18 protein-coding genes are annotated in these 18,621 nt (G+C 57.7%); 5 read left to right on the forward strand and 13 right to left on the reverse strand.

Going from position 1 to position 18,621, the window contains the following annotated elements:
* Positions 1 to 25: 25 nt before the first annotated feature.
* The gene (locus tag QVF59_RS02270) at positions 26 to 511 is read right to left on the reverse strand and encodes a hypothetical protein (RefSeq protein WP_287877131.1); all 486 of its coding nucleotides are present in this window, start codon (positions 509 to 511) and stop codon (positions 26 to 28) included.
* 282 nt (positions 512 to 793) lie between these two features.
* Between QVF59_RS02270 and QVF59_RS02275 the strand changes: the two genes are divergently transcribed.
* Positions 794 to 1,150 carry a GNAT family N-acetyltransferase gene (locus QVF59_RS02275; RefSeq protein WP_353851326.1) on the forward strand — a complete coding sequence of 119 codons (357 nt, stop codon included), beginning with the start codon at positions 794 to 796 and terminating at the stop codon, positions 1,148 to 1,150.
* On the opposite strand, the gene QVF59_RS02280 is transcribed toward QVF59_RS02275, so the two are convergent.
* Together QVF59_RS02280 and QVF59_RS02285 are read right to left on the reverse strand one after the other, a co-directional pair.
* Positions 1,137 to 1,334 carry a hypothetical protein gene (locus tag QVF59_RS02280; RefSeq protein WP_287877133.1) on the reverse strand — a complete coding sequence of 66 codons (198 nt, stop codon included), beginning with the start codon at positions 1,332 to 1,334 and terminating at the stop codon, positions 1,137 to 1,139. The genes QVF59_RS02275 and QVF59_RS02280 overlap by 14 nt on opposite strands.
* Before the next feature lie 20 nt (positions 1,335 to 1,354).
* Entirely contained in the window at positions 1,355 to 1,831 is a 477-nt protein-coding gene (locus QVF59_RS02285; RefSeq protein WP_287877135.1) for an FKBP-type peptidyl-prolyl cis-trans isomerase, read from the reverse strand.
* 418 nt (positions 1,832 to 2,249) lie between these two features.
* Between QVF59_RS02285 and QVF59_RS02290 the strand changes: the two genes are divergently transcribed.
* On the forward strand, positions 2,250 to 2,765 hold the full coding sequence (locus QVF59_RS02290; RefSeq protein ID WP_287877137.1) for a type 2 periplasmic-binding domain-containing protein: 516 nt from the start codon (positions 2,250 to 2,252) through the stop codon (positions 2,763 to 2,765).
* 101 nt (positions 2,766 to 2,866) lie between these two features.
* On the opposite strand, the gene QVF59_RS02295 is transcribed toward QVF59_RS02290, so the two are convergent.
* The 5 genes from QVF59_RS02295 to QVF59_RS02315 form a co-directional block, all read right to left on the reverse strand.
* The gene (locus tag QVF59_RS02295) at positions 2,867 to 3,091 is read right to left on the reverse strand and encodes a hypothetical protein (protein ID WP_287877139.1); all 225 of its coding nucleotides are present in this window, start codon (positions 3,089 to 3,091) and stop codon (positions 2,867 to 2,869) included.
* Positions 3,092 to 3,360: 269 nt separating this feature from the next.
* Positions 3,361 to 6,417: an efflux RND transporter permease subunit gene (locus tag QVF59_RS02300; RefSeq protein WP_287877140.1), complete on the reverse strand. Its 3,057-nt coding sequence runs from the start codon at positions 6,415 to 6,417 to the stop codon at positions 3,361 to 3,363.
* Between the two features lie 9 nt (positions 6,418 to 6,426).
* Positions 6,427 to 7,554, reverse strand: a complete 1,128-nt coding sequence (locus tag QVF59_RS02305) for an efflux RND transporter periplasmic adaptor subunit (RefSeq protein WP_159878784.1) — start codon at positions 7,552 to 7,554, stop codon at positions 6,427 to 6,429.
* A 48-nt stretch (positions 7,555 to 7,602) separates the two neighbouring features.
* On the reverse strand, positions 7,603 to 9,147 hold the full coding sequence (locus QVF59_RS02310; RefSeq protein WP_287877142.1) for an efflux transporter outer membrane subunit: 1,545 nt from the start codon (positions 9,145 to 9,147) through the stop codon (positions 7,603 to 7,605).
* A gap of 76 nt (positions 9,148 to 9,223) precedes the next feature.
* On the reverse strand, positions 9,224 to 9,844 hold the full coding sequence (locus tag QVF59_RS02315) for a TetR/AcrR family transcriptional regulator (RefSeq protein WP_287877144.1): 621 nt from the start codon (positions 9,842 to 9,844) through the stop codon (positions 9,224 to 9,226).
* Between the two features lie 492 nt (positions 9,845 to 10,336).
* On the opposite strand from QVF59_RS02315, the gene scpC reads away from it, so the two are divergent.
* Positions 10,337 to 11,848, forward strand: a complete 1,512-nt coding sequence (scpC, locus tag QVF59_RS02320) for a succinyl-CoA:acetate CoA-transferase ScpC (protein ID WP_502866791.1) — start codon at positions 10,337 to 10,339, stop codon at positions 11,846 to 11,848.
* 80 nt (positions 11,849 to 11,928) lie between these two features.
* Here the strand turns inward: scpC and QVF59_RS02325 are convergent, their stop codons facing one another.
* Together QVF59_RS02325 and iolG (QVF59_RS02330) are read right to left on the reverse strand one after the other, a co-directional pair.
* Positions 11,929 to 12,945, reverse strand: coding sequence for a Gfo/Idh/MocA family oxidoreductase (locus QVF59_RS02325; RefSeq protein WP_287877146.1), 1,017 nt, complete (start codon positions 12,943 to 12,945; stop codon positions 11,929 to 11,931).
* Positions 12,946 to 13,002: 57 nt separating this feature from the next.
* Complete coding sequence (gene iolG, locus QVF59_RS02330; RefSeq protein WP_287877148.1) at positions 13,003 to 13,989, reverse strand: inositol 2-dehydrogenase; 987 nt, start codon at positions 13,987 to 13,989, stop codon at positions 13,003 to 13,005.
* Between the two features lie 563 nt (positions 13,990 to 14,552).
* Between iolG (QVF59_RS02330) and QVF59_RS02335 the strand changes: the two genes are divergently transcribed.
* Positions 14,553 to 14,828: a hypothetical protein gene (locus QVF59_RS02335; protein ID WP_287877150.1), complete on the forward strand. Its 276-nt coding sequence runs from the start codon at positions 14,553 to 14,555 to the stop codon at positions 14,826 to 14,828.
* Between the two features lies 1 nt (position 14,829).
* On the forward strand, positions 14,830 to 15,516 hold the full coding sequence (locus QVF59_RS02340) for a fatty acid desaturase (RefSeq protein ID WP_287877152.1): 687 nt from the start codon (positions 14,830 to 14,832) through the stop codon (positions 15,514 to 15,516).
* Positions 15,517 to 15,637: 121 nt separating this feature from the next.
* Here QVF59_RS02340 and iolG (QVF59_RS02345) read toward each other — a convergent pair whose 3' ends face one another.
* From iolG (QVF59_RS02345) to QVF59_RS02355, 3 genes are read right to left on the reverse strand one after another with little or no spacing between them, the layout of a single operon-like run.
* Positions 15,638 to 16,645: a bifunctional inositol 2-dehydrogenase/D-chiro-inositol 1-dehydrogenase gene (gene iolG / locus QVF59_RS02345; RefSeq protein ID WP_287877154.1), complete on the reverse strand. Its 1,008-nt coding sequence runs from the start codon at positions 16,643 to 16,645 to the stop codon at positions 15,638 to 15,640.
* Positions 16,646 to 16,685: 40 nt separating this feature from the next.
* The gene (locus QVF59_RS02350; RefSeq protein ID WP_287877156.1) at positions 16,686 to 17,510 is read right to left on the reverse strand and encodes a TIM barrel protein; all 825 of its coding nucleotides are present in this window, start codon (positions 17,508 to 17,510) and stop codon (positions 16,686 to 16,688) included.
* Between the two features lie 30 nt (positions 17,511 to 17,540).
* Positions 17,541 to 18,443: a sugar phosphate isomerase/epimerase family protein gene (locus tag QVF59_RS02355; RefSeq protein WP_287877158.1), complete on the reverse strand. Its 903-nt coding sequence runs from the start codon at positions 18,441 to 18,443 to the stop codon at positions 17,541 to 17,543.
* Positions 18,444 to 18,621 lie beyond the last annotated feature (178 nt).

An 18,621-nucleotide genomic window follows, 5' to 3' on the forward strand; every position in this document is an offset into this window, starting at 1 on the left:
TCCTTTTCTTGCCGTCTGGTAGGCCTTACCCGACACGCATTCTGGCTTGGCTTCCCGTGCTATCGCCCACTTTTTGATTAGGCAGCAGGGTGACGATCTGCTTGACCAGGCCGGTGAGGTCATAGCCTTTTTCTGCGGCGGTGGCGCAGATGTGGTCGAGGGCGATGTCGAAGGTCTGGGACCGCTGGATCTGCTTGCGGCTTAGATTGCTTTGCTGGGTACTACCCGGTGATGCCGTTCGTGGCCCCACTCCCGATAAGGAGCTACTTTGTCCACTTTGCTGATTACAAACAACACCAGGATGTCCCGATCTGCCAGGTAGGGACGGATGACGCTGTTGAACACCTGCTGATCGATGGTTGGTTTGTGTTTGAACGGCTATCTGCACTGCTTGTACCTGTGAGGCAGTTTTCACTGTTTCATCGACTACTCTGTCAACGCAGCCAGACAAGAAGACGTTCAGACCGACGGGGTTGTGATTCTGCTTGGCAGGTAATGTATTTGTGGGCATTGGAATAATTAAGCACCACAGTCAGTTGCATAACTGATTGCTTAACAATAATAAGCAATATTACGGATGACAATTCAGTATTTGCTTTATAAAGTCTGAGAACCTTTACCCACAATTACAATACCAATGCCCGCCAATACAATCTTACGACCTGTAAGGCTGCTTGATGTGCCAAAAATATTCCTGCTGATACAACAGGGTAGCGTTGCCGGGGCGTTCTCGGAAAGTTACTTGAATGCACGTGGGCATGTGGCATTGCTGAAGCAACTTTTGTGGCTCAGCATGTCAACCTGGTCGGCATCCCCTCCTGTGCGGCCAAATACTTCAAGTCTACTGGTTTACGCAAACATGAACAGTCTGCTTGGCTTTGCCTGGTTATCTCGCTATGCCGGTGAGGAACCTGAAATCAGTCTGAGCATGTTTGGACTTTCTCCGGAATACATGGGCAAGGGATGGGGCAAACTGTTTCTGGAAAAAATTGAGTCAGTCATTCCCAGGGGGCAATCTCTCAGAGCAGAATGCACACCGTATGCCCAGAATATGAAAACCATGCTCAAGCGCAATGGATTTCGCCGTCTACGGCAGAGTATTGTGCCTGCCGGATGCAGAGGGCTGGATGTGTATATCAAGAAACTATGATGATTTCTTCATGGTGTGCTGCACGCGGCTGACCAGCCGCCAGCAAGCCGATGATCAGTATGGGGCAGTAGGCTGCAACTGAAGTCCGGTCTTGCACTTTTACGCGATCTTTCCCAGCCCGGATGGCCAGGAGCAAGCCTGCGGCCAGAAAAAAGCCCTCCCGCTTGGGGAGGGCTTTTTGCATTTGGCGGGCTGCCGTGTTTGTCAGTGCTGGTGCCCGTGCTCGCCATGTACATGCTGGTGGGCAATTTCTTCGGCAGTTGCCTCACGCACATCCACTACTTTGAGTGCGAAACGCAAGGTTTTGCCGCATAGCGGATGGTTGCCGTCCAGCAGGACGGTCGGGCCCTTGATCTTGGTGACAAAGTAGTAACGCGGCTCGCCATCCGGGCCGGTGCGGCGGATCTGGCCACCTACCTTGATACCGGGCGGGAATTCAGCCTTGGGCATGGTGGTGACCAAGGCTTCATCGCGTTCGCCAAAGGTGTCTTCGGTTGCCAGTTCCAACGTGGTTTGAAAGCCGGTTTCCTGGCCTTCCAGTGCAGCTTCCAGCTTGGCAAACAGGTTGTCGTAATCGCCGTGCAGGTAGGAGACCGGGTGCTTGCCGTCGTCGTAAACCTGGCCCTGGCTATCAGTCACTTTCATCAGCAGGGTAACGGCAGCATTTTGGGTGATTTTCATGGTGGGGAAGAGCAAATAAATTGGAGCCGGAAGGTTGGCAGTTCGGCGGGAGAGTGTCAACTGGAGTGCGGATGTTGTGTGCGGTTCGGCCTGGCTGGTGGTGTTGGCCTGCGATATGGATGACTACCGCCAGTTTGTGGAGCCGCTGTGCATGATTCCCGGCATCTGCACCCTGCACTTGAATCGGGCTCGCAAAGAAGTAATCCTCCGTGCACGTATACCACTGTTGTGCTGAGCCCTGCCGGAATGGCTTTTGGTTTGTCGGGTATTGTCATTGCCTGTGCCATCCGGCCGAAGCGGTGCGGCGTACCGAGAAGCACGCGCTGACCATTTGCGTATCGCATACTTTTTTGGCGCTGTGGCTGTCGCCACGGCTGGTAGCATTCCGCCGCCTGTACCCGGGCGGTTGCATGTGACGGTGAGCGACCAGTTCATGGAACTGGACGACCTGATGAAGCCGGATGTCATCATTACCAAAAATCCGTCGCACGAGCCGGAATACGAAGTGGAACCCTTGTTTCATGATGTGGTGTACCCGGTCCGCAGCCCGGCGTGTTTCGAGCCGCACTTTCATGGCAAAAAAATCAAGCCGCTGGATTTGCTGTCCCATCCCTCGCTGCATCCGTCGCTGCAGGAGCGTACCCAGGTATGCGAGCACGTGGACTGGCGCGTGTGGCGCAACTGCTTACGGAAAGGCGACGATTCGGATTGCGTCAGCGAAGATAATGATCTGGAAAGCAATGATTACCGCCTGCAGGTAGGGCTGGGGCAGCTATTGCGGCCGGTATCGGAATCCATCGTGTTCAATGACCGGCATCATTACCTGATTACCCATCGCAATGCCCATCATCGCCAGGAATACCAGCAGTTGCCTGAATGGCTGCTGGCCGAGGTAGGCCAGATGATGAATGTGCTTAACGGCCAGCCGGCCTGATATCCAGACCGGGCCGGCATGAAAAAGGGTTACAGCCATGTGGTCTGTAACCCGTTTGTTTTGCTGGCTGTGTTTGTCCGGTACAAGCCGGCAGCAGCGGCTCAGCCGATATCCAGGCGGCGGATCACGGTTTCCAGCAGCTGCGACTTGTCTGCCCACTGCGGATGTAGCAGTTTTTCGGCCCTTTCGATGGCCTGGCAGGCCGGGCAATCGAGCTGGCGGTCTTCCGAGCCGTTTTCCGGGCAGTTGGCACGGCGGATATGCGGGGTTTCGCCGGTGGCGACACGCAGCAGGCCTTCCATGGCGGCCTTGATCGTCTTGTCCATATGGTTATCTCCTGATGGGGGATGTCTTGCAAAGAAAGATGGAGTGACAGCATGCAGAACCAGATGCCCGGTGGGGCATCACAACTCAAAGCGCCAGATATCCGCTTGAGGCCATGTGCAGCATGGCCGGTTCAGTAGCTGCTGATGGATTGATCTTAGGTGATTTTCCTGGCCATTCATTTCGCCTAGGTCAATAAATCACCACTTGCCACCTGCGATGTATGAAAAAAGCCCGCACCAGGCGGGCTTGTTGGCAAGGAAGGCTGCTGTCAGACGGTATCCGGTGCAGCCGCAGCCGCTTTGTCCTGGCTGACGTGTTCCGAGGCCAGTGCCATGTACATGGCCGGTACCACGAACAGGGTAAACAGCGTGCCAATGGACAGACCGGTAAAAATCACCAGCCCCATGGCATGTCGCCCGGCGGCACCGGCACCGGAGGCAATTACCAGCGGAATCACGCCAAATACCATGGCAGCCGTGGTCATCAGGATGGGACGCAAGCGAATTTCTGCCGCACCGACGATGGCGTCAAGCTTGCTGGCGCCTTTGCTGCGCAGGTCGTTAGCCACTTCAACAATCAGGATACCGTGCTTGCTGATCAGCCCCATCAGCGTCACCAGGCCCACCTCGGTGTAGATGTTGATGGAGGAGAAGCCGAGGAAGATGAAGATCATCGCGCCAAACAGTGCCAGCGGTACCGATACCAGGATGACCACCGGGTCGCGGAAGCTTTCAAACAGCGCGGCCAGCGTCAGGAACACGATGATGACGGCAAACAGCATGGTCAGCGCAAAGCCACCGGATTCCTGACTGAATTGTCGCGAAGGGCCGGCGTAATCCACGGTATAACCGCTGGGGGCAATTTCCTTCAGGGTGTCTTCCAGGTATTTGAGCACTTCGCCTTGTGCCTGGCCTGATACACCGGACAGGGTGGCCGAGTTTTGTTGCTGGAAGCGGGTAATCGATTCCGGCACTACTTCGGTTTTCAGCTTGGCGATGGTGGACAGGGCAATCACACCGGAGTTGGGCGTGCGTACCTGGTAGTCCAGCAGCTGCGCGGGGTTCTGTCTGTCCTTTTGCAGCAATTGCGGGATGACCTTGTAGGAGCGGCCGTCAATGGAGAAGTAGTTGACATAACCGCCACCCATGGCTGCACTCATGGCATTGGCGACATCCTGCTGCGTCATGCCCATGGCAGTGGTTTTGTCACGGTCGATCACCACGGTAGTTTGCGGTGCGTCGATTTTCAGGTCCAAGTCGGCAAAGTAGAACTTGCCGGAGCTGCGCGCCTTGTCCAGCAGCTGCTGGGCGACCTCGTTCAGGTTTTCAAACGGTTCGGTGGTCTTGATGACAAACTGCACCGGCAGGCCAGACGAACCAGGTAGGGGCGGGAATTGGAAGGCAGCTACCCGTGCGCCAGCAATCTTGTTCCAGCGCTCCTGCAGATCCTGCTGGATTTGCTTGGCACTACGGCTGCGGTCTTCCCACGGCTTGAGCAATATGCCGCCAATACCGGCATTGACGGTAGGCGTACCGGTAATCTGGAACATCTGCTCGTATTCCGGTGTAGCCTTGCTGATGGCAAACATCTGCTGGGCATAGGTCAGCATCTGGTCTGCGGTGGCGGTGGGCGAACCGACGATCTGCCCCAGCACGATGCCCTGATCTTCTTCCGGAGCCAGTTCGGACTGGGACATCTTGGTCATCAGCCCCAGCAGGGCCAGCATGATGACGGCCATCACCACCAGTACCTGCCAGGTTTCCAGCAGGCTGTGGAGCAGGCGGCGATAGCCGTTTTGCACCTTGTCGAAGGTGTGATCGATGGCTTTCACCAGCCGACCTTCATCCTGCTCGGGGCGGAAAAAGCGTGAGCACATCATCGGCGACAGGGTGAGCGCCACCACGCCGGACACCGTTACTGCTGATGCCAGGGTAAAGGCAAACTCGGTAAACAGCGCGCCGGTCAGCCCGCCCTGGAAACCGATGGGCACATACACGGCAACCAGCACCACGGTCATGGCCAGGATGGGGCTGCCAAGTTCGCGTGCCGCGATGATGGCTGCGTCATAAGGCGTCTTGCCTTCCTTCATGTGGCGGTCAACGTTTTCCACCACGATGATGGCGTCGTCCACTACCAGGCCGATGGCCAGCACCAGCGCCAGCAGGGTAAGCAGGTTGATGGAGTAACCCAGCACCAGCATCATGAAGAAGGTGCCGATCAGCGACAGCGGCATGGCAATTACCGGCACCAGTACGGCGCGGAAGCTGCCCAGGAACATGAAAATCACCACGGTGACGATGACCAGCGCTTCCAGCAGGGTCTTCACCACTTCATGAATCGAGGTGTTGATGAAGTCTGTGGAGTCGTAGACGATCTGCCCGGTCAGGCCGGACGGCAGCTGTTTCTGGATGCCGGGGAAGGTTTCGCGAACGGTCTTGGCCACATCCAGGATATTGGCCTCCGGTGCCACCTTGATGCCGATGAATACCGAGCGCTCGCCGCTGAAGGCGACGTTGAAGTCATAGTTTTCCGAGCCCAGGGTGACGTTGGCAATGTCTTCCAGCCGTACAATGGCGTCGCCGCTTTGTTTGACTGCCAGTTTCTTGAACTCTTCCACACTGTGCAGATCGGTGGCGGCTGTCAGCGGAATGCTGACCATCTGCCCCTTGCTCTTGCCCACTGCGGCCAGCACGTTATTGCTGGCCAGTGCATTGCTGACATCGGCGGCGGTAACGCCGTGGGCTGCCATCTTGTCGGCATCCAGCCAGGCGCGCAGGGCAAACTGGCGCGCACCCAGCAATTCGGCGGTCTGTACGCCGGGAATGGCGTCCAGCTTGGGTTTGACCACCCGGTTGAGGAAGTCTGTCACCGAGTTGTTGGCCAGGGTCTTGCTGTAAAAGCCAAGATACATGGCGTCAGTGGTCTGGCCGGTCTGCACGGTCAGTACCGGCTGCTGCGCCTGGGCGGGCAGCTGGTTTTTCACCGAGTTCACCTGGGTGTTGATTTCGGTCAGCGCCCGGTTGGCATCGTAGTTCAGCCTCAGGTTGGCCGTGATGGTGGACACCCCGCTATTGCTGGAGGATGACATGTAGTCAATGCCCTGAGCCTGGGCAATGGCACCTTCCAGCGGCTGGGTGATGAAACCGGCAATGGTCTTGGCATCCGCCCCGTAATAGGTGGTGGAAATGGTAACCACGGCATTCTGGGTCTGCGGGTACTGGTTGACCGGCAAGCCAAACAGCGAACGCAGGCCCAGCACCACCAGCAGCAGGCTGATAGTGGTAGCCAGCACCGGCCGCCGGATGAAGATATCGGTAAAGTTCATGGCGCGCCCTTACTGTTCCTGCGGAGTCGGATTGGGGTTGTTGGCCGGCTGTACGCTGTTGTTGATGGCAACTGCTGTTCCGTTCTTCAGCTTGACCTGACCCGAGCTGACAACCTGATCACCTTCCTTCACGCCGTGGACAATCGCCACCTGGTCACCGCGGGTGGCACCGGTCTGGACGAAGACCTGCTTGGCTACCAGGCTGCCCGCTGCTGCGGATGCATCCTTGCCGGCCGGCACCACCACAAACACGGTGGAGCCGTAAGCATTATAAGTAATGGCGGTTTGCGGCAGGGTGAGGTAGGGCTGTTGCTTGCCGGTATCCAGGCTGGCATTGGCAAACATGCCTGGCAGCAGTTTGCGGCCCGGGTTGGCAATCAGTGCCTGCACCTGCACGTTGCGGGTGCTGGTGTCTACCTTGGGATTGATGGCATTCACGCTGCCGACAAACTGCTTGTCGGCAGTTCCGTCGGTCTGAACCACCACTTTCTGGCCGGTACGAATAACCGCCAGCTGGCTTTGCGGCAAGTTGAAGTCGATATGGATGGGGTCGATCTGCTGCAGGGTGACAATCTTGTCGCCGGCATTCAGGTACTGGCCCGGGTTGACGCTGGTGATGCCCACCCGACCGGCAAACGGGGCGCGGATGGTTTTCTTGGCCACCAGCGCAGCCTGTTGCGCCACTTGTGCCTTCTTGCTTTTCAGGTCGGCGGCATCATTGTCCACCTGGGCTTGGGATACCCCTTGCACCGCCAGTTGGGCCTGATCGCGTTTCAGGGTGATGGCAGCCAGTTCTGCTGCCGCTTCCAGTGCATGCAGCTGGGCGATGTCGGAGTCGGCATTCAGCTGGATCAGCAGCTCACCGGACTTGACGTCCTGACCGGACTGGAAATGGACGCTGCGTACCTGGCCGGCCACTTCGCTGCTGATATCCACTCCATGCTGGGCGCTGAGGGTACCGACAGACTTGAGTTGCGGCTGCCATTGGCTGATGCGGGCCGTCACGGTGCTGACTACCTGCGGAGCAGGCTTGGGAGCGGCGGCCATCAGGCTGCGGATGTGCATGAAGAAGCCCAGCCCCAGTACCACCACCAGCAACACTATGCCTCCCAGCATGATGAACATTCGCTTGGTCATATTGCTTTCCTTTTTATCTCTAGATTGCGTGTTATTAGCGGGCCGTGCTCAGGGGCGGGCCTGGGCAGACTGATCGGCATTGCCGGGGGTGGTGCTGCGGTTCCACCAGCCACCTCCCAGCGCCAGGAACAGTGCGGCGGAATCGGCATGGCGGCTGGCGCTGGCGCTGATCAGATTGATGCGCGACTGCTGCCAGGTGCGCTGGGCATCCAGCAGGGCCAACTGGCTGACCGCACCCAGGCGAAAGCGTTTTTCCGTCAACTGCAGGGTTTCGCGTGCCTGGGCTTCGGCTTCGGTCTGCGCCTGCAGCGTGCTGGCATCGGCACTGACAGCCCGCAGGCTGTCAGCCACGTTCTGGAAGCCCTTGAGCACGGTTTCCCGGTACTGGGCCTGGGCTTGTTCGAATGCAGCCTCTGCGCCACGCTTCTTGGCGCGCAGGGCTCCACCGTCAAACAGCGACTGGCTGACACTGGTACCCAGACTCCACAGGCTTAATCCCGTGGTGGCCGGCCCGACAAACAGGCGCTCGCGGGTAAAGCTGCCGGTGAGGCTGATTTGCGGATACTGATTGGCTGTTGCCACACCGACAGCGGCACCAGCCTGTTGCAGCAGTGCCTCGCTGGCACGGATATCCGGTCGCTGGCGTACCAGTTCTGAGGGGAGGGAAACGGGCAGTTCTGCAGGCAGCTGCAGGCTGTCCAGCGTGAATTCCGGCAGGTCGCCATCTGATGGCAACTTGCCCACATAGACTGCCAACTGGTGTCGGGTGAGATCCAGCGCTTTTTCCAGTGGCGACAACTGGGCGCGAGTTTGTGCCACCAGGGTGGCTTGTGACAGCACGTTGCTGCGGGCTACCGCCCCCAGCTTGGCCTGCTGTTCCACGATGCGCAGCTGCTGCTCGCTGGCAGCCAGCATGGTCTGGGTAGCTTGTAGCTGGGCGCGTTGGGACGCTTCCTGAATGGCGGTGGTCACCACGTTGAAGATCAGGGTCTGGTAAGTGGCTTCCATCTGATAGCGCTGATAGTCGGTGGCAGCCATCAGTCCCAGCAGCTGCTGACGGTTGGCACCAAACAGATCCAGCGTGTAGGACACATTCAGTCCGGCACTCAGCACGTTGTAATCGCTAGGTGTGCTGCCGGATAGCAACTGTTGCTGGCGACTGCCCCCCAACTGGCCACTGACCGACGGGTATTGCAGCGAGCCGGATGCGGCGTTGTAGTTTTCCTCAGCCTGCTTCAGTGCTGCGCGCGCAGCTGTCAGGCTGGGGTTGTTCTGCAAGGCCTCGCGCACCATTTTGTCCAGTGCCGGAGAACGGAACAGCTGCCACCATTCGGCAGGCAATTGCTGGCCATAGGCCAGGTGTTGGGAAATGCCGCTATTGCCTATGCCTGTGGGGCTGGCGGCGGTGTGCTGCTCGGCCTGTTTGCTGTCGTAGCCGTGAACCTGGCTATCGACGATCTGCGGAGTGCGGGTGGGCGGTGTCAGCGTGCAGCCTGCCAGGCCAAGGCTCAACAGCAGGGGCAGCAGGGCCCGTTGTGCGGTCAGAACCCGGTGACGTTGTTGCCGGCCGGGGGAGTAAGTGGGATGCATCATGATGCTCCTGTTTCATTTCATGCCATGCCCGGATGAAGGGTCTCGGCATTGTCCTGCCTTATGGGCGAGTTGATTCTTAAGATTTTTCTGATTTTTGCACCGGATGTGACGCAAGGATCAGCCGGTCAAAGGCCAGCAAAAAGCGATGTCGTGCTTCTGCGTGGTCTTCCGGGGTGCAGCTGTTCAGGTTGCGCAGCGCTATGCCGGCAATGGTGCTGTGAAACAGCGCCAGTTCGTCAGGGCTGCAGGTGATGCCGTACTGCAGGAATGCTTCTTTCTTGTTGTTCAGCATGCGACGGTCAAAGTCGCTCAGCCAGTGCTTGAGCCTGGGGTCGGTTTCGGCTGCAACGGTGACTGCCACCATCAGTCGGGCAATGCGGCTGTCGCAGACGTTATTGCACATCTGCACGCGAAAGTTGCTGAGGCTGAGTTCCGCTGCCTGCCCGGTGCACCCCTGGGCATTGATGACCAATTGGCAGCCATGTTCCACCACAACGGTCAGCAGATCGTTGCGGGTGGGAAAGTAGTAGGTCAGATGGCTTTGCCGCAGACCGGCCTGCCGGGCTACCTTGCTTTGGCTGAATCCCATGATGCCGTCGCGCAGCAGTACTTCCAGTGCCGCCTCAATCAAGCGGCTGCGGCTATCTTTGTCGGCTGGGGCCGGGCTGGTGTCTTCGAATGGTAGGGTTGCTGACATGGTATTTGGTTGGTTTACCAAAACCAGTAAAAGCTAACAATGTTTAATCATGAAAGCCAGCATTCGCAGTCGAAATTCCTGCTATGACGGCTAAATATGGATGCTTGATGCAAATTTGATACAGAACAAGAGGGAAGGAGTGCAGCCGATTGCGTTGCCCTGGTGGATTGAGCTGGCGGAAGGCTATGGCATGGCGAATATGACAATAAATTTAATTTTGCAGGCAATTAAATTCAAATGACATTTTTATGGGGCGAAAAACCAAGGGCTACCCTATATCACGCCGCGTCAAACAGGTTTTGATCTGGATCATGTTTTGTCTGATTTGTTTTCCGGTCGCTGGCAGAAGCTGCTTTAGTAGCAGGCTTGGTCTGCTGACGTGAACGTAAATACAAAGTCGGCAACCGCAGACAAGCCGGCCCTGTCAGACCGGCGCAACGCTCAATAAAACACCAGGCCGCCAACAGGCCGGAAATTGCAAGGGAACAACAATTGGAAAGACGTATCCACCATGCCGGACTGGCAGGGAAAATCATGTCGGCAGAACATGCCGCCGCACAAATCCAGCCCGGCATGACCGTAGGCATGAGCGGGTTTACCGGCTCGGGCTATCCCAAGGCGGTGCCGCTGGCGCTGGCTGGCCGTATCGAAGCTGCCCAAGGCCGTGGCGAGAAATTTGCGCTACGCGTGTTGACCGGTGCCTCCACCGCGCCGGAGCTGGACGGCGCACTGGCCAAGGCGGGTGGCATTGATTTTCGCCTGCCATACCAGTCCGACCCGGAGCTGCGCGCGCGCATCAACCGCGGCGAGATCGACTATATGGACGTGCATCTGGGCCAGGTGGCGCAGTACACCTGGTTCGGCTTCCTCGGCAAAATCGACGTGGCCGTAGTGGAAGTGGCTGGCATCCTGCCTGATGGCCGGCTGATTCCGTCCACCTCCATCGGCAACAACAAAACCTGGCTGGACCTGGCCGACAAGGTGATTCTGGAAGTCAACAGCACCCAGCCTTTGGGGCTGGATGGCATGCATGACATCTATTACGGCACCGCACTGCCGCCCAATCGCCAGCCCATTCCGCTGACCCAGGCCGGCGACCGTATTGGCGAACCTTATCTGCGGGTGGACCCGGCCAAGGTGGTGGCGGTGGTGGAAACCCATGCGCCGGACCGGCTGGGACGCTTTAGCGCTCCGGACGAAACCAGCCAGCGCATTGCCAGCCATCTGGTGGAATTCCTCAAGCATGAAATCAAGGTGGGCCGCCTGCCGGAAAGCCTGCTGCCGCTGCAATCCGGCGTGGGCAATATTGCCAATGCGGTGCTGGGTGGCCTGCGTGATGGCGGTTTCACCAATCTGACAGCGTTTACCGAGGTGATTCAGGACGGCATGCTGGATTTGATCCGCACCGACACCATCTGCATGGCCTCAGCCACTGCGCTGTCGCTCAGCCCGGAAGGGGTGCAGGAGTTTGCCCGCAATATCGACCACTACCGCGAACGCATCGTGCTGCGACCGCAGGAAATCTCCAATCATGCCGAACTGGTGCGCCGCCTGGGCTGCATCGGTATCAACGGCATGGTGGAAGCGGACCTGTATGGCAACGTCAACTCTACCCATGTGGCCGGCACCTCCATCATCAACGGTATTGGCGGCTCCGGCGATTTTGCCCGCAATGGCTTCCTGTCCTGTTTTGTCACCCCCAGCACCGCCAAGAACGGGGCGATTTCCTGCATCGTACCCATGGTCAGCCATGTCGACCACACCGAGCACGATGTCTGCATCGTCGTCACCGAGCAGGGCCTGGCCGATTTGCGCGGACTGTCGCCCAAGCAGCGCGCGCGCAGCGTGATTGCCAATTGCGCTCACCCGGACTACCGCCCGCTGCTGCAGGATTACTTCGACCGTGCCTGCCGCGACAGCAAGGGCAAGCACACCCCGCATCTGCTGGGCGAGGCACTGTCCTGGCATGAGCGACTGGTGGAGCAGGGCAGCATGCGGCCCTGAGTTCAGGTGGTTTTGGCCGCTCATGGAATGACAAAAGCCCTTGCTGTGAAGCAAGGGCTTTTTGCAGGCAGACACGCAGCCTACAGCTCCACCACCTGCTTGCTGCGCAGTGCCTGGGTGATGGCCAGGCCGATGCGGGTGGCTTCGGTAGCATCGGCCAGGCTGAGCGCCAAAGGCTGGTCGTGCCGCACGGCATCGACAAAGTGCTGGGCTTCGCTGACAAAGGCCTCGGCAAAGCGCTGGTAGAAGTCCTGTACGCATTCATTGCGCACGCCATGGGCATCGCTGATGTCCACCCGGTTGGCGCGCGGATTGGCTCCTACGGTCAGTCGTCCGGCGGTGGCAAAGATTTCGGTCAGGGTTTCATGGCCATGCGCCTGGGTGCGCGAGGCATAGAAGCAAGCCAGTTTGCCATCGGCAAATTCCAGCATGGCCACGCCATTGTCCACGTCACCGCAATCGGCCAGCGCCGGGTGTAGCGCATTGGTGCCGGTGGCCCAGACACGCACCGGCTTGGGCGAGCCCAGCAGCCAGCGCGCCAGGTCGATGTCGTGAATGCTGCAATCCATGAAAATGCCGCCGCTGCTGGGGGCAAACTTGACGAAAAAGCCGTTTTCGTCGTTCAGGTCGCAGGTTTGCGAGCGCAATAGATAAGGCTGGCCCACAGCACCTTGCTGCAGCTTGTCCGCTGCATCCTGATAGCTGGCATCAAAGCGGCGTACAAAACCCACCATGGCCTTGAGCTGCGGGTACTCTGCAGCGGCGGCCTCCACCTTGCGGCAATCTTCCACATTCAAGGCCAGCGGTTTTTCGCAGAACACATGCTTGCCGGCGCGCAGGCAGGAGATGATCTGCTCGGCATGCAGCGCGGTGGGGGTAACCAGAAACACGGCCTCGACATCAGGCTCGGCCAGCATGGCATCCAGCGTGTGGTGGCGGTGGACGCCGGGCAGGTTTTCTGCGGCCCAGCCCAATTCTTCATCCACCGGTGAGCATGCAGCCACCAGTCGCGCGCCACGGATGCGGTCGCGCAGGTTCAGCGCATGACGACGGCCCAGCCGACCCAGGCCAACAATGCCGATATTGAGTTCAGACATGACTTCTCCCGGCCCGCCGACAGGGTGCGGCGGGCATGTGATAGAGGAAGGGAAGGCTTACAGGCTGATCAGACGGTTTTCCTGCCAGGAGCGGGTAGCGGCATCTGCCAGCTCCAGCGCCTTGACGCCGTCTTCCACCGTGGTGCGCGGGGTGGCACCGTGCTGCACCACATCGAAGAAGTGAGCCATTTCCAGTGCGTAGGCAGCGCGGTAGCGTTCCAGGAAAAAGTGTTCCGGCAGATCGGTGCTGACGTGCTGGCCACCATAGGCGGTGACTTCGGTAGGGCGGTGATTACCGGCCTGCAACATGCCCAGGCTGCCCAGCACTTCAAAGCGCTGGTCATAGCCGTAAGCGGCACGGCGGCTGGTGTTGATCTGGCACAGGCGGCCGGAGCGGGTGCGAATGGTGACGGCAGTGGTGTCGGCGTCCCCTGCCTCGCCAATGGCCGGGTCGGTCAGCACACTGGCCGTGGCCTGCACGCTGACAGCTTCGTCGGCCAGAATCCAGCGGCAGATGTCGAAGTCGTGAATCAGCATGTCCTTGAAAATGCCGCCGGAGCGCTTGATGTAGTCCACCGGCGGTGCGCCGGGGTCGCGGCTGGTGACCACCAATACTTCCGGCTGGCCGATTTCGCCGGCCTCGATGCGTGCTTTCACCGCGGCAAAAGTGGGGTCGTAACGGCGCTGGAAGCCGATCAGGCAGGCCACGCCTGCTTCTTTCACCGCAGCGGCGCACTGGCGAGCGCGTTCCAGGGTCAGGTCTACCGGCTTTTCACAGAAGATGGCCTTGCCGCGCGCGGCGGCACGCAGGATGAGGTCGGCATGGGTATCGGTACTGGAGGCAATCACCACTGCACCCACTTCCGGGTCGGCCAGCGCGCTGTCGATGTCGCTCACGCTGGCACCGTATTGCGCAGCCAGTTCCTGCGCCGAAGGCTGGTGGGTATCGACGACATACTTCAGGCGTGCACCGGGCTGGGCTGCCAGGTTGGCGGCGTGGATCTTGCCGATACGGCCGGCTCCGAACAGGGCTACTGCGGTCATTGCTGTCTCCTCATGCGTGTTGTTGGCCAACCGTGCTGCGGGCTGGTCTGCTTGCTGATGAGTATATGTTAGAAAAAAAATTCTGAAAATAATTTTTTGGAAATATATTTTCCAATGCATCAGATCTGGCCTGCCCCGCTTCCGCAGAAGCGCAGCATCAGATGCATCGCCGTATCAAGCTACGGCGTCTCTGCTTGACGCAGATGGAGGCTCGGATGACTCCAGCGCTCTGCCACGTGACTTTGCAGATAGTGCTGGCATGCGTGTGCGTATTCAGCCTGGCAAGCAGAAGTCAACTGGTGCTGGCAGTTATTTTGATAGGGACAATCATTATTTGCATAAAAGCTAACTGTGATAAATTCCATTGGAATTTTAATTGGAATTACAAATGGAATTTTATTGCCCTTATTGTAAATCTCAGTTCATTGATGATTTCGAACTGCTAGAACCCAATTACCTACATCGTATTTGTTGTGAACAATGCCAACAATTTTTTTGGATGATATTGGCCGAGTGTAGTTGTGGCGAGTCAGTGGTGTCGTCGATCAGGATGGAGAATGCTGATGGATCTGGTGAATAGCTTGAATAATAAATTGTTCGATTTTTCTGAAGTTGTCGATACGAATGGTTTGATAAGAAAAATGCGAACCGACTTAAATGTTTTTTCCGTTGATGGTTTCGTCTTTAAATTGGTGAGTAATTTTCCGGTGAAAATCCAGTTTTCGATTATTTGTCTGGTGGCCAGCATGTCGTATGTGAGGAGTACGAGTATCGCCGTTGGGATAGTATTGATCCATTTTGTGGTTGGTTGCTTCTTTGAATTTGCCAGTTCTTCATGAAATGATTCATCGTAAAGATGTTTTGACTAAATTGTACTGTGAAGCTTTGCTTATTTTGTTTGTGTTTCCGATTTTTAAGGAGGATTATCTGGTGCATCATGTGAGGGAGGGGCATGATGGGTCAAGTGATTATGGGAATGTTGGAATTAGTGTTTATGAATTTCTATTGTGTAGGCCGATCTGGGTTGTGCGTGATGTGTGGCATTTAAATCAGCTGGTGCTGTGTGATATACGTTTGATTCGATTTTTTATTACTTTACGATTATTGCTATCGTGCGCTTTGTGGATTTACATTGTTTGTGCAAATGGTAAAGTAGCATTCCTTTTGCTCATTGTTATCTTTCTTGTTCATCTTTCATATGGTGTTATTTCATATGTGCAGCATTATGGCTTGTCAGCAGTTGAGGGTGATTTTCAGTTCACTTCATACTCGTGGAGTCATGATTGTTTGATACAGGCGATTTTGTTGTATGGCAATTCGTTACACCACGATCATCATAGAAGTAAAAATAAAAATTTTACAGAGCTTTGTTTGTATTCGCGCAGTTTAATAACGCCTTATTCGTATTTGTATCTTTTTTTTATTGCTTTTTTCCCTCATTTTTTTGATCGAATCATGAGGGAGGAACTGAGTAAATATAATAAGTCTCCATCAGGTTTGGATGGTGGAAAGCACTACTTTTGTTGAGCATGCTTATTTGTCCAGCTTGGGTAGTTTGGATTCTTCGGTGCGCCATGAAAAAAGCCACAGTGGCGGTTAGCCACCGTGGCAAGTCCGAGGAAGTGTGCTGCAGAGAACGCAGGGAAAATCAGTAGAACTCAGGACGCTCCGGCATGCTGATGCCAACCACGGCACCGCTTTGCTGAGCCAGCACGCAGGCATCTGCTGCCACGGCGGCGGCATAGCCATCCCAGGCGGAGGGGCCGGTGAGAGAGCCGGCCTGCACGCCATCGATAAAGGCTTGCAGCTCGACGTCGTAAGCGGCGATGAAGCGCTGTTTCCAGTCGGTGAGGATGGCGCTGGAATAGCTGGCCGCACTGCGTAGCGGCACGCTGGACGGCTCCGGCAGGCTGGCAATGCCGGTTTCCCCGACAATCTGGCACTGGATGTCATAGCCATACTGGCAGTTGACGAAGATTTCCACGTCGATGCGTACGCCGCTGCGGGTTTCCAGCAGCACGATCTGCGGGTCGGCCAGATGCGGCAGGGCATAGCTGCTCTTGCGCGGAAACACCACCTGCGCTGATACATAGTCCTCATCCAGCAGCCAGCGCAGCACGTCCAGCTCGTGAATCAGCGTGTCAGTAATCGCCATTGGCGTGGTATAGCCTTCGCCTACTGATGGGTTGCGATGGGCGCAGTGCAGCATCAGCGGCGCGCCGATACGTCCGTCGTTCAGCACCTGTTTGAGCGCACGGTAACCGGCGTCGTATGGGCGCATGAAGCCCACTTGCACCAGCCGTTTGCCGTGGGCACGCTCAGCCTCGACGATGCGCATGCAGCCCTCGGCAGTGACGGCCAGCGGCTTTTCGCAGAACACCGGTTTGCCGGCGGCAATGGCGGCCAGTACAAATTCTTCATGACTGGGGCCCCAGGACGTGACCAGTACTGCCTCCACTGCCGGGTCGCGGATCAGCGCCAGTGCGCTGTCGTGCACGGTGGCGGCCAGCAGGTATTGATCAACCGTGGCCTTGGCCTGCAAGGGGTTGATGTCGTGGACGGCAAGCACCTGTGCGCCGGATAGGGTCTGGCTGATGCGGCGGATGTGGTCCTGTCCGATGGCTCCGGTGCCGATGACGCCAATGGCTAAACTCATGTTTGTCTCCTTGGTCTTGCTTGTTGTGTGATGTGCGGGTTTAGCTGGCCAGTTGCTGGCGGATGTAATCCATGCTGTTACGCAGCAGGGTTTCGCTGTCCGCTGCTTCCATGATCTCGTTGGCAAAGGGTTCGAACGACACCACGCCCTGATAGCCACGGGCCAGCAGCTCTTTCAGCTGCGGAATATTGCCCAGCCGGTCGGCGCTGCCCACCAGCACGCGGTGGCCGTCGCGCATTTCCGTGCTGGCCAGCGTGGTGGATTCCACGCCGGAGATGTGCACCAGCCCGGTCAGCTCCGGGAAGAAAATGTCTTCGCAGGCCAGATGGTGATGGAAGGTATCGTGTACCAGGCGGAAGTGGCGCTCACCAGCGGCGGCGTAAATGGCGGTGACGGCTGCTGATTTGCGGCGCAGTGCACATTCCTCGAAGCCCAGCGGCTCCACCAGCCCGCTGATGCCGTGGTCGTCCAGAATCGGCTTGAGCTGTTTGAGCGCATGGATCAGATCCTGCTGACGCTGGCTGGCCGTGCGCGCGTCATCGCGGCTGTTGAGCGGGCACATCACCAGTGCCTGCGCGCCACAGTCGCGGGCGTAGGCGGCCAATTGCACGGCGCGCTGTTGCAGGTCGGCATCAAACACATCAAACGGGTAGAGCGCATTGATGGTGCAGATGGTAACGCCGGCTTCGGCGGCGGCATCACGCAACTGGGTGGCCTGGGTGCCATTGCTGATTTCCACGCCGTTGAGGTCGTTGCGGATTTCGATGTCGGATACGCCCAGCCGTTGGCACATGGCCAGATAGTCGGGAAAGGACAGGCGTGGCGCGCTGATGCGGTTGATGGCAAAACGGATGCGGTGGCTCATGGTGGTCTTTCTGCGGGTGAGGGTGGGGGCTTACTTTTGTTGAAAGTACTGGTCCAGATAACGCTGCATTTCGCTCAGCATGAAGCGCGACGATTCGTCGGCGCGTTCCTCCCAGGCAAACACGCAGGAGGACAGCACACCGTCAAACCCGATGGCGGCCAGGGTGGCAAAAAACACATCCCAGTCAATTTCTCCCTGGCCGATATCCAGATGCTGATGCACCCGCACATTGGCACCCGGCGGGTTGACGATGTAGCGCAGGCCGGAGGACGCCTTGTGGTTGAAGGTGTCGGCCACGCGTACATGAGCCAGTACTGGTGCGGCGGCGCGCAGCATGGCGGCCATGTCGTCGCCGTAATAGAAGGTGTGCGGTGCGATATAGGACAGCTTCACATTGGGTGAGCCAATCACTTGCACGATATCCAGCGCTGGCTGGAAGGTTTCCACCCAGTCTTCCGGATGTGGCTCGATCGACAGCTGCAGGCCTTCGCGCTCGAAAATCGGCACCAGCTCGTCCATCGAACGCCAGAACGCGGCTTCGCATTGCTCTGGCGTATTGATGCCGGCACCTAGTCCCACCGAACGCTCCGGCGACGCACCGCGACCGAATTCGGAAATCAAGGTGTCGCATTCCAGCTCCACCGCGATTTCGATGGCACGTTTCCAGTATTTCATCGCCGCCTGGCGTTCATCCTCGAAAGGGCTGGACCAGCGATACATCGGTTGCAGCGTGGCCAGACCCACCCCGTATTCACGCATCGCCTGCTTGAAACCGGCCAGTCGTTCACCATTGGCACGTGGCATGGCCCACCATTGCAGCAGGTCGGCGCGCGGGGACAGTTCAAGGTGGCGGTAACCCAGCTCTGCCGTCTTGCGGCATAGCGCCGGCAGGCTGAGGTGGCGGTGCATGTATGGGTCCAGGGCAATCTTCATGTCGTCCTCCAGTTCTTGTTGTGTTGTCTGATCGTCATGTTGCAGTGCACCCAATGCCAAACGGCTAGAGCCTTGTGGTAAAAGGGCTGCGGCAGGGCATGCTGAGGCTGACTCTAGGGGAGGAAAGCAGGCTTTTCAGTTGCTGATTTGACGATAAATCGTCAATGTGGACCGATTG

This window comes from Aquitalea sp. (assembly GCF_030150775.1).
Lineage (GTDB): Bacteria > Pseudomonadota > Gammaproteobacteria > Burkholderiales > Chromobacteriaceae > Aquitalea > Aquitalea denitrificans.

What these genes read in the sequence shown, in the direction of transcription:
- QVF59_RS02270 (WP_287877131.1), bottom strand. Translation starts at nt 511, where the DNA reads ATGCCCACAAATACATTACCTGCCAAGCAGAATCACAACCCCGTCGGT.
- QVF59_RS02275 (WP_353851326.1), top strand. Translation starts at nt 794, where the DNA reads ATGTCAACCTGGTCGGCATCCCCTCCTGTGCGGCCAAATACTTCAAGT.
- QVF59_RS02280 (WP_287877133.1), bottom strand. Translation starts at nt 1,334, where the DNA reads ATGCAAAAAGCCCTCCCCAAGCGGGAGGGCTTTTTTCTGGCCGCAGGC.
- QVF59_RS02285 (WP_287877135.1), bottom strand. Translation starts at nt 1,831, where the DNA reads ATGAAAATCACCCAAAATGCTGCCGTTACCCTGCTGATGAAAGTGACT.
- QVF59_RS02295 (WP_287877139.1), bottom strand. Translation starts at nt 3,091, where the DNA reads ATGGACAAGACGATCAAGGCCGCCATGGAAGGCCTGCTGCGTGTCGCC.
- QVF59_RS02300 (WP_287877140.1), bottom strand. Translation starts at nt 6,417, where the DNA reads ATGAACTTTACCGATATCTTCATCCGGCGGCCGGTGCTGGCTACCACT.
- QVF59_RS02305 (WP_159878784.1), bottom strand. Translation starts at nt 7,554, where the DNA reads ATGACCAAGCGAATGTTCATCATGCTGGGAGGCATAGTGTTGCTGGTG.
- QVF59_RS02310 (WP_287877142.1), bottom strand. Translation starts at nt 9,147, where the DNA reads ATGATGCATCCCACTTACTCCCCCGGCCGGCAACAACGTCACCGGGTT.
- QVF59_RS02315 (WP_287877144.1), bottom strand. Translation starts at nt 9,844, where the DNA reads ATGTCAGCAACCCTACCATTCGAAGACACCAGCCCGGCCCCAGCCGAC.
- QVF59_RS02325 (WP_287877146.1), bottom strand. Translation starts at nt 12,945, where the DNA reads ATGTCTGAACTCAATATCGGCATTGTTGGCCTGGGTCGGCTGGGCCGT.
- iolG (WP_287877148.1), bottom strand. Translation starts at nt 13,989, where the DNA reads ATGACCGCAGTAGCCCTGTTCGGAGCCGGCCGTATCGGCAAGATCCAC.
- QVF59_RS02335 (WP_287877150.1), top strand. Translation starts at nt 14,553, where the DNA reads ATGGATCTGGTGAATAGCTTGAATAATAAATTGTTCGATTTTTCTGAA.
- QVF59_RS02340 (WP_287877152.1), top strand. Translation starts at nt 14,830, where the DNA reads ATGATTCATCGTAAAGATGTTTTGACTAAATTGTACTGTGAAGCTTTG.
- iolG (WP_287877154.1), bottom strand. Translation starts at nt 16,645, where the DNA reads ATGAGTTTAGCCATTGGCGTCATCGGCACCGGAGCCATCGGACAGGAC.
- QVF59_RS02350 (WP_287877156.1), bottom strand. Translation starts at nt 17,510, where the DNA reads ATGAGCCACCGCATCCGTTTTGCCATCAACCGCATCAGCGCGCCACGC.
- QVF59_RS02355 (WP_287877158.1), bottom strand. Translation starts at nt 18,443, where the DNA reads ATGAAGATTGCCCTGGACCCATACATGCACCGCCACCTCAGCCTGCCG.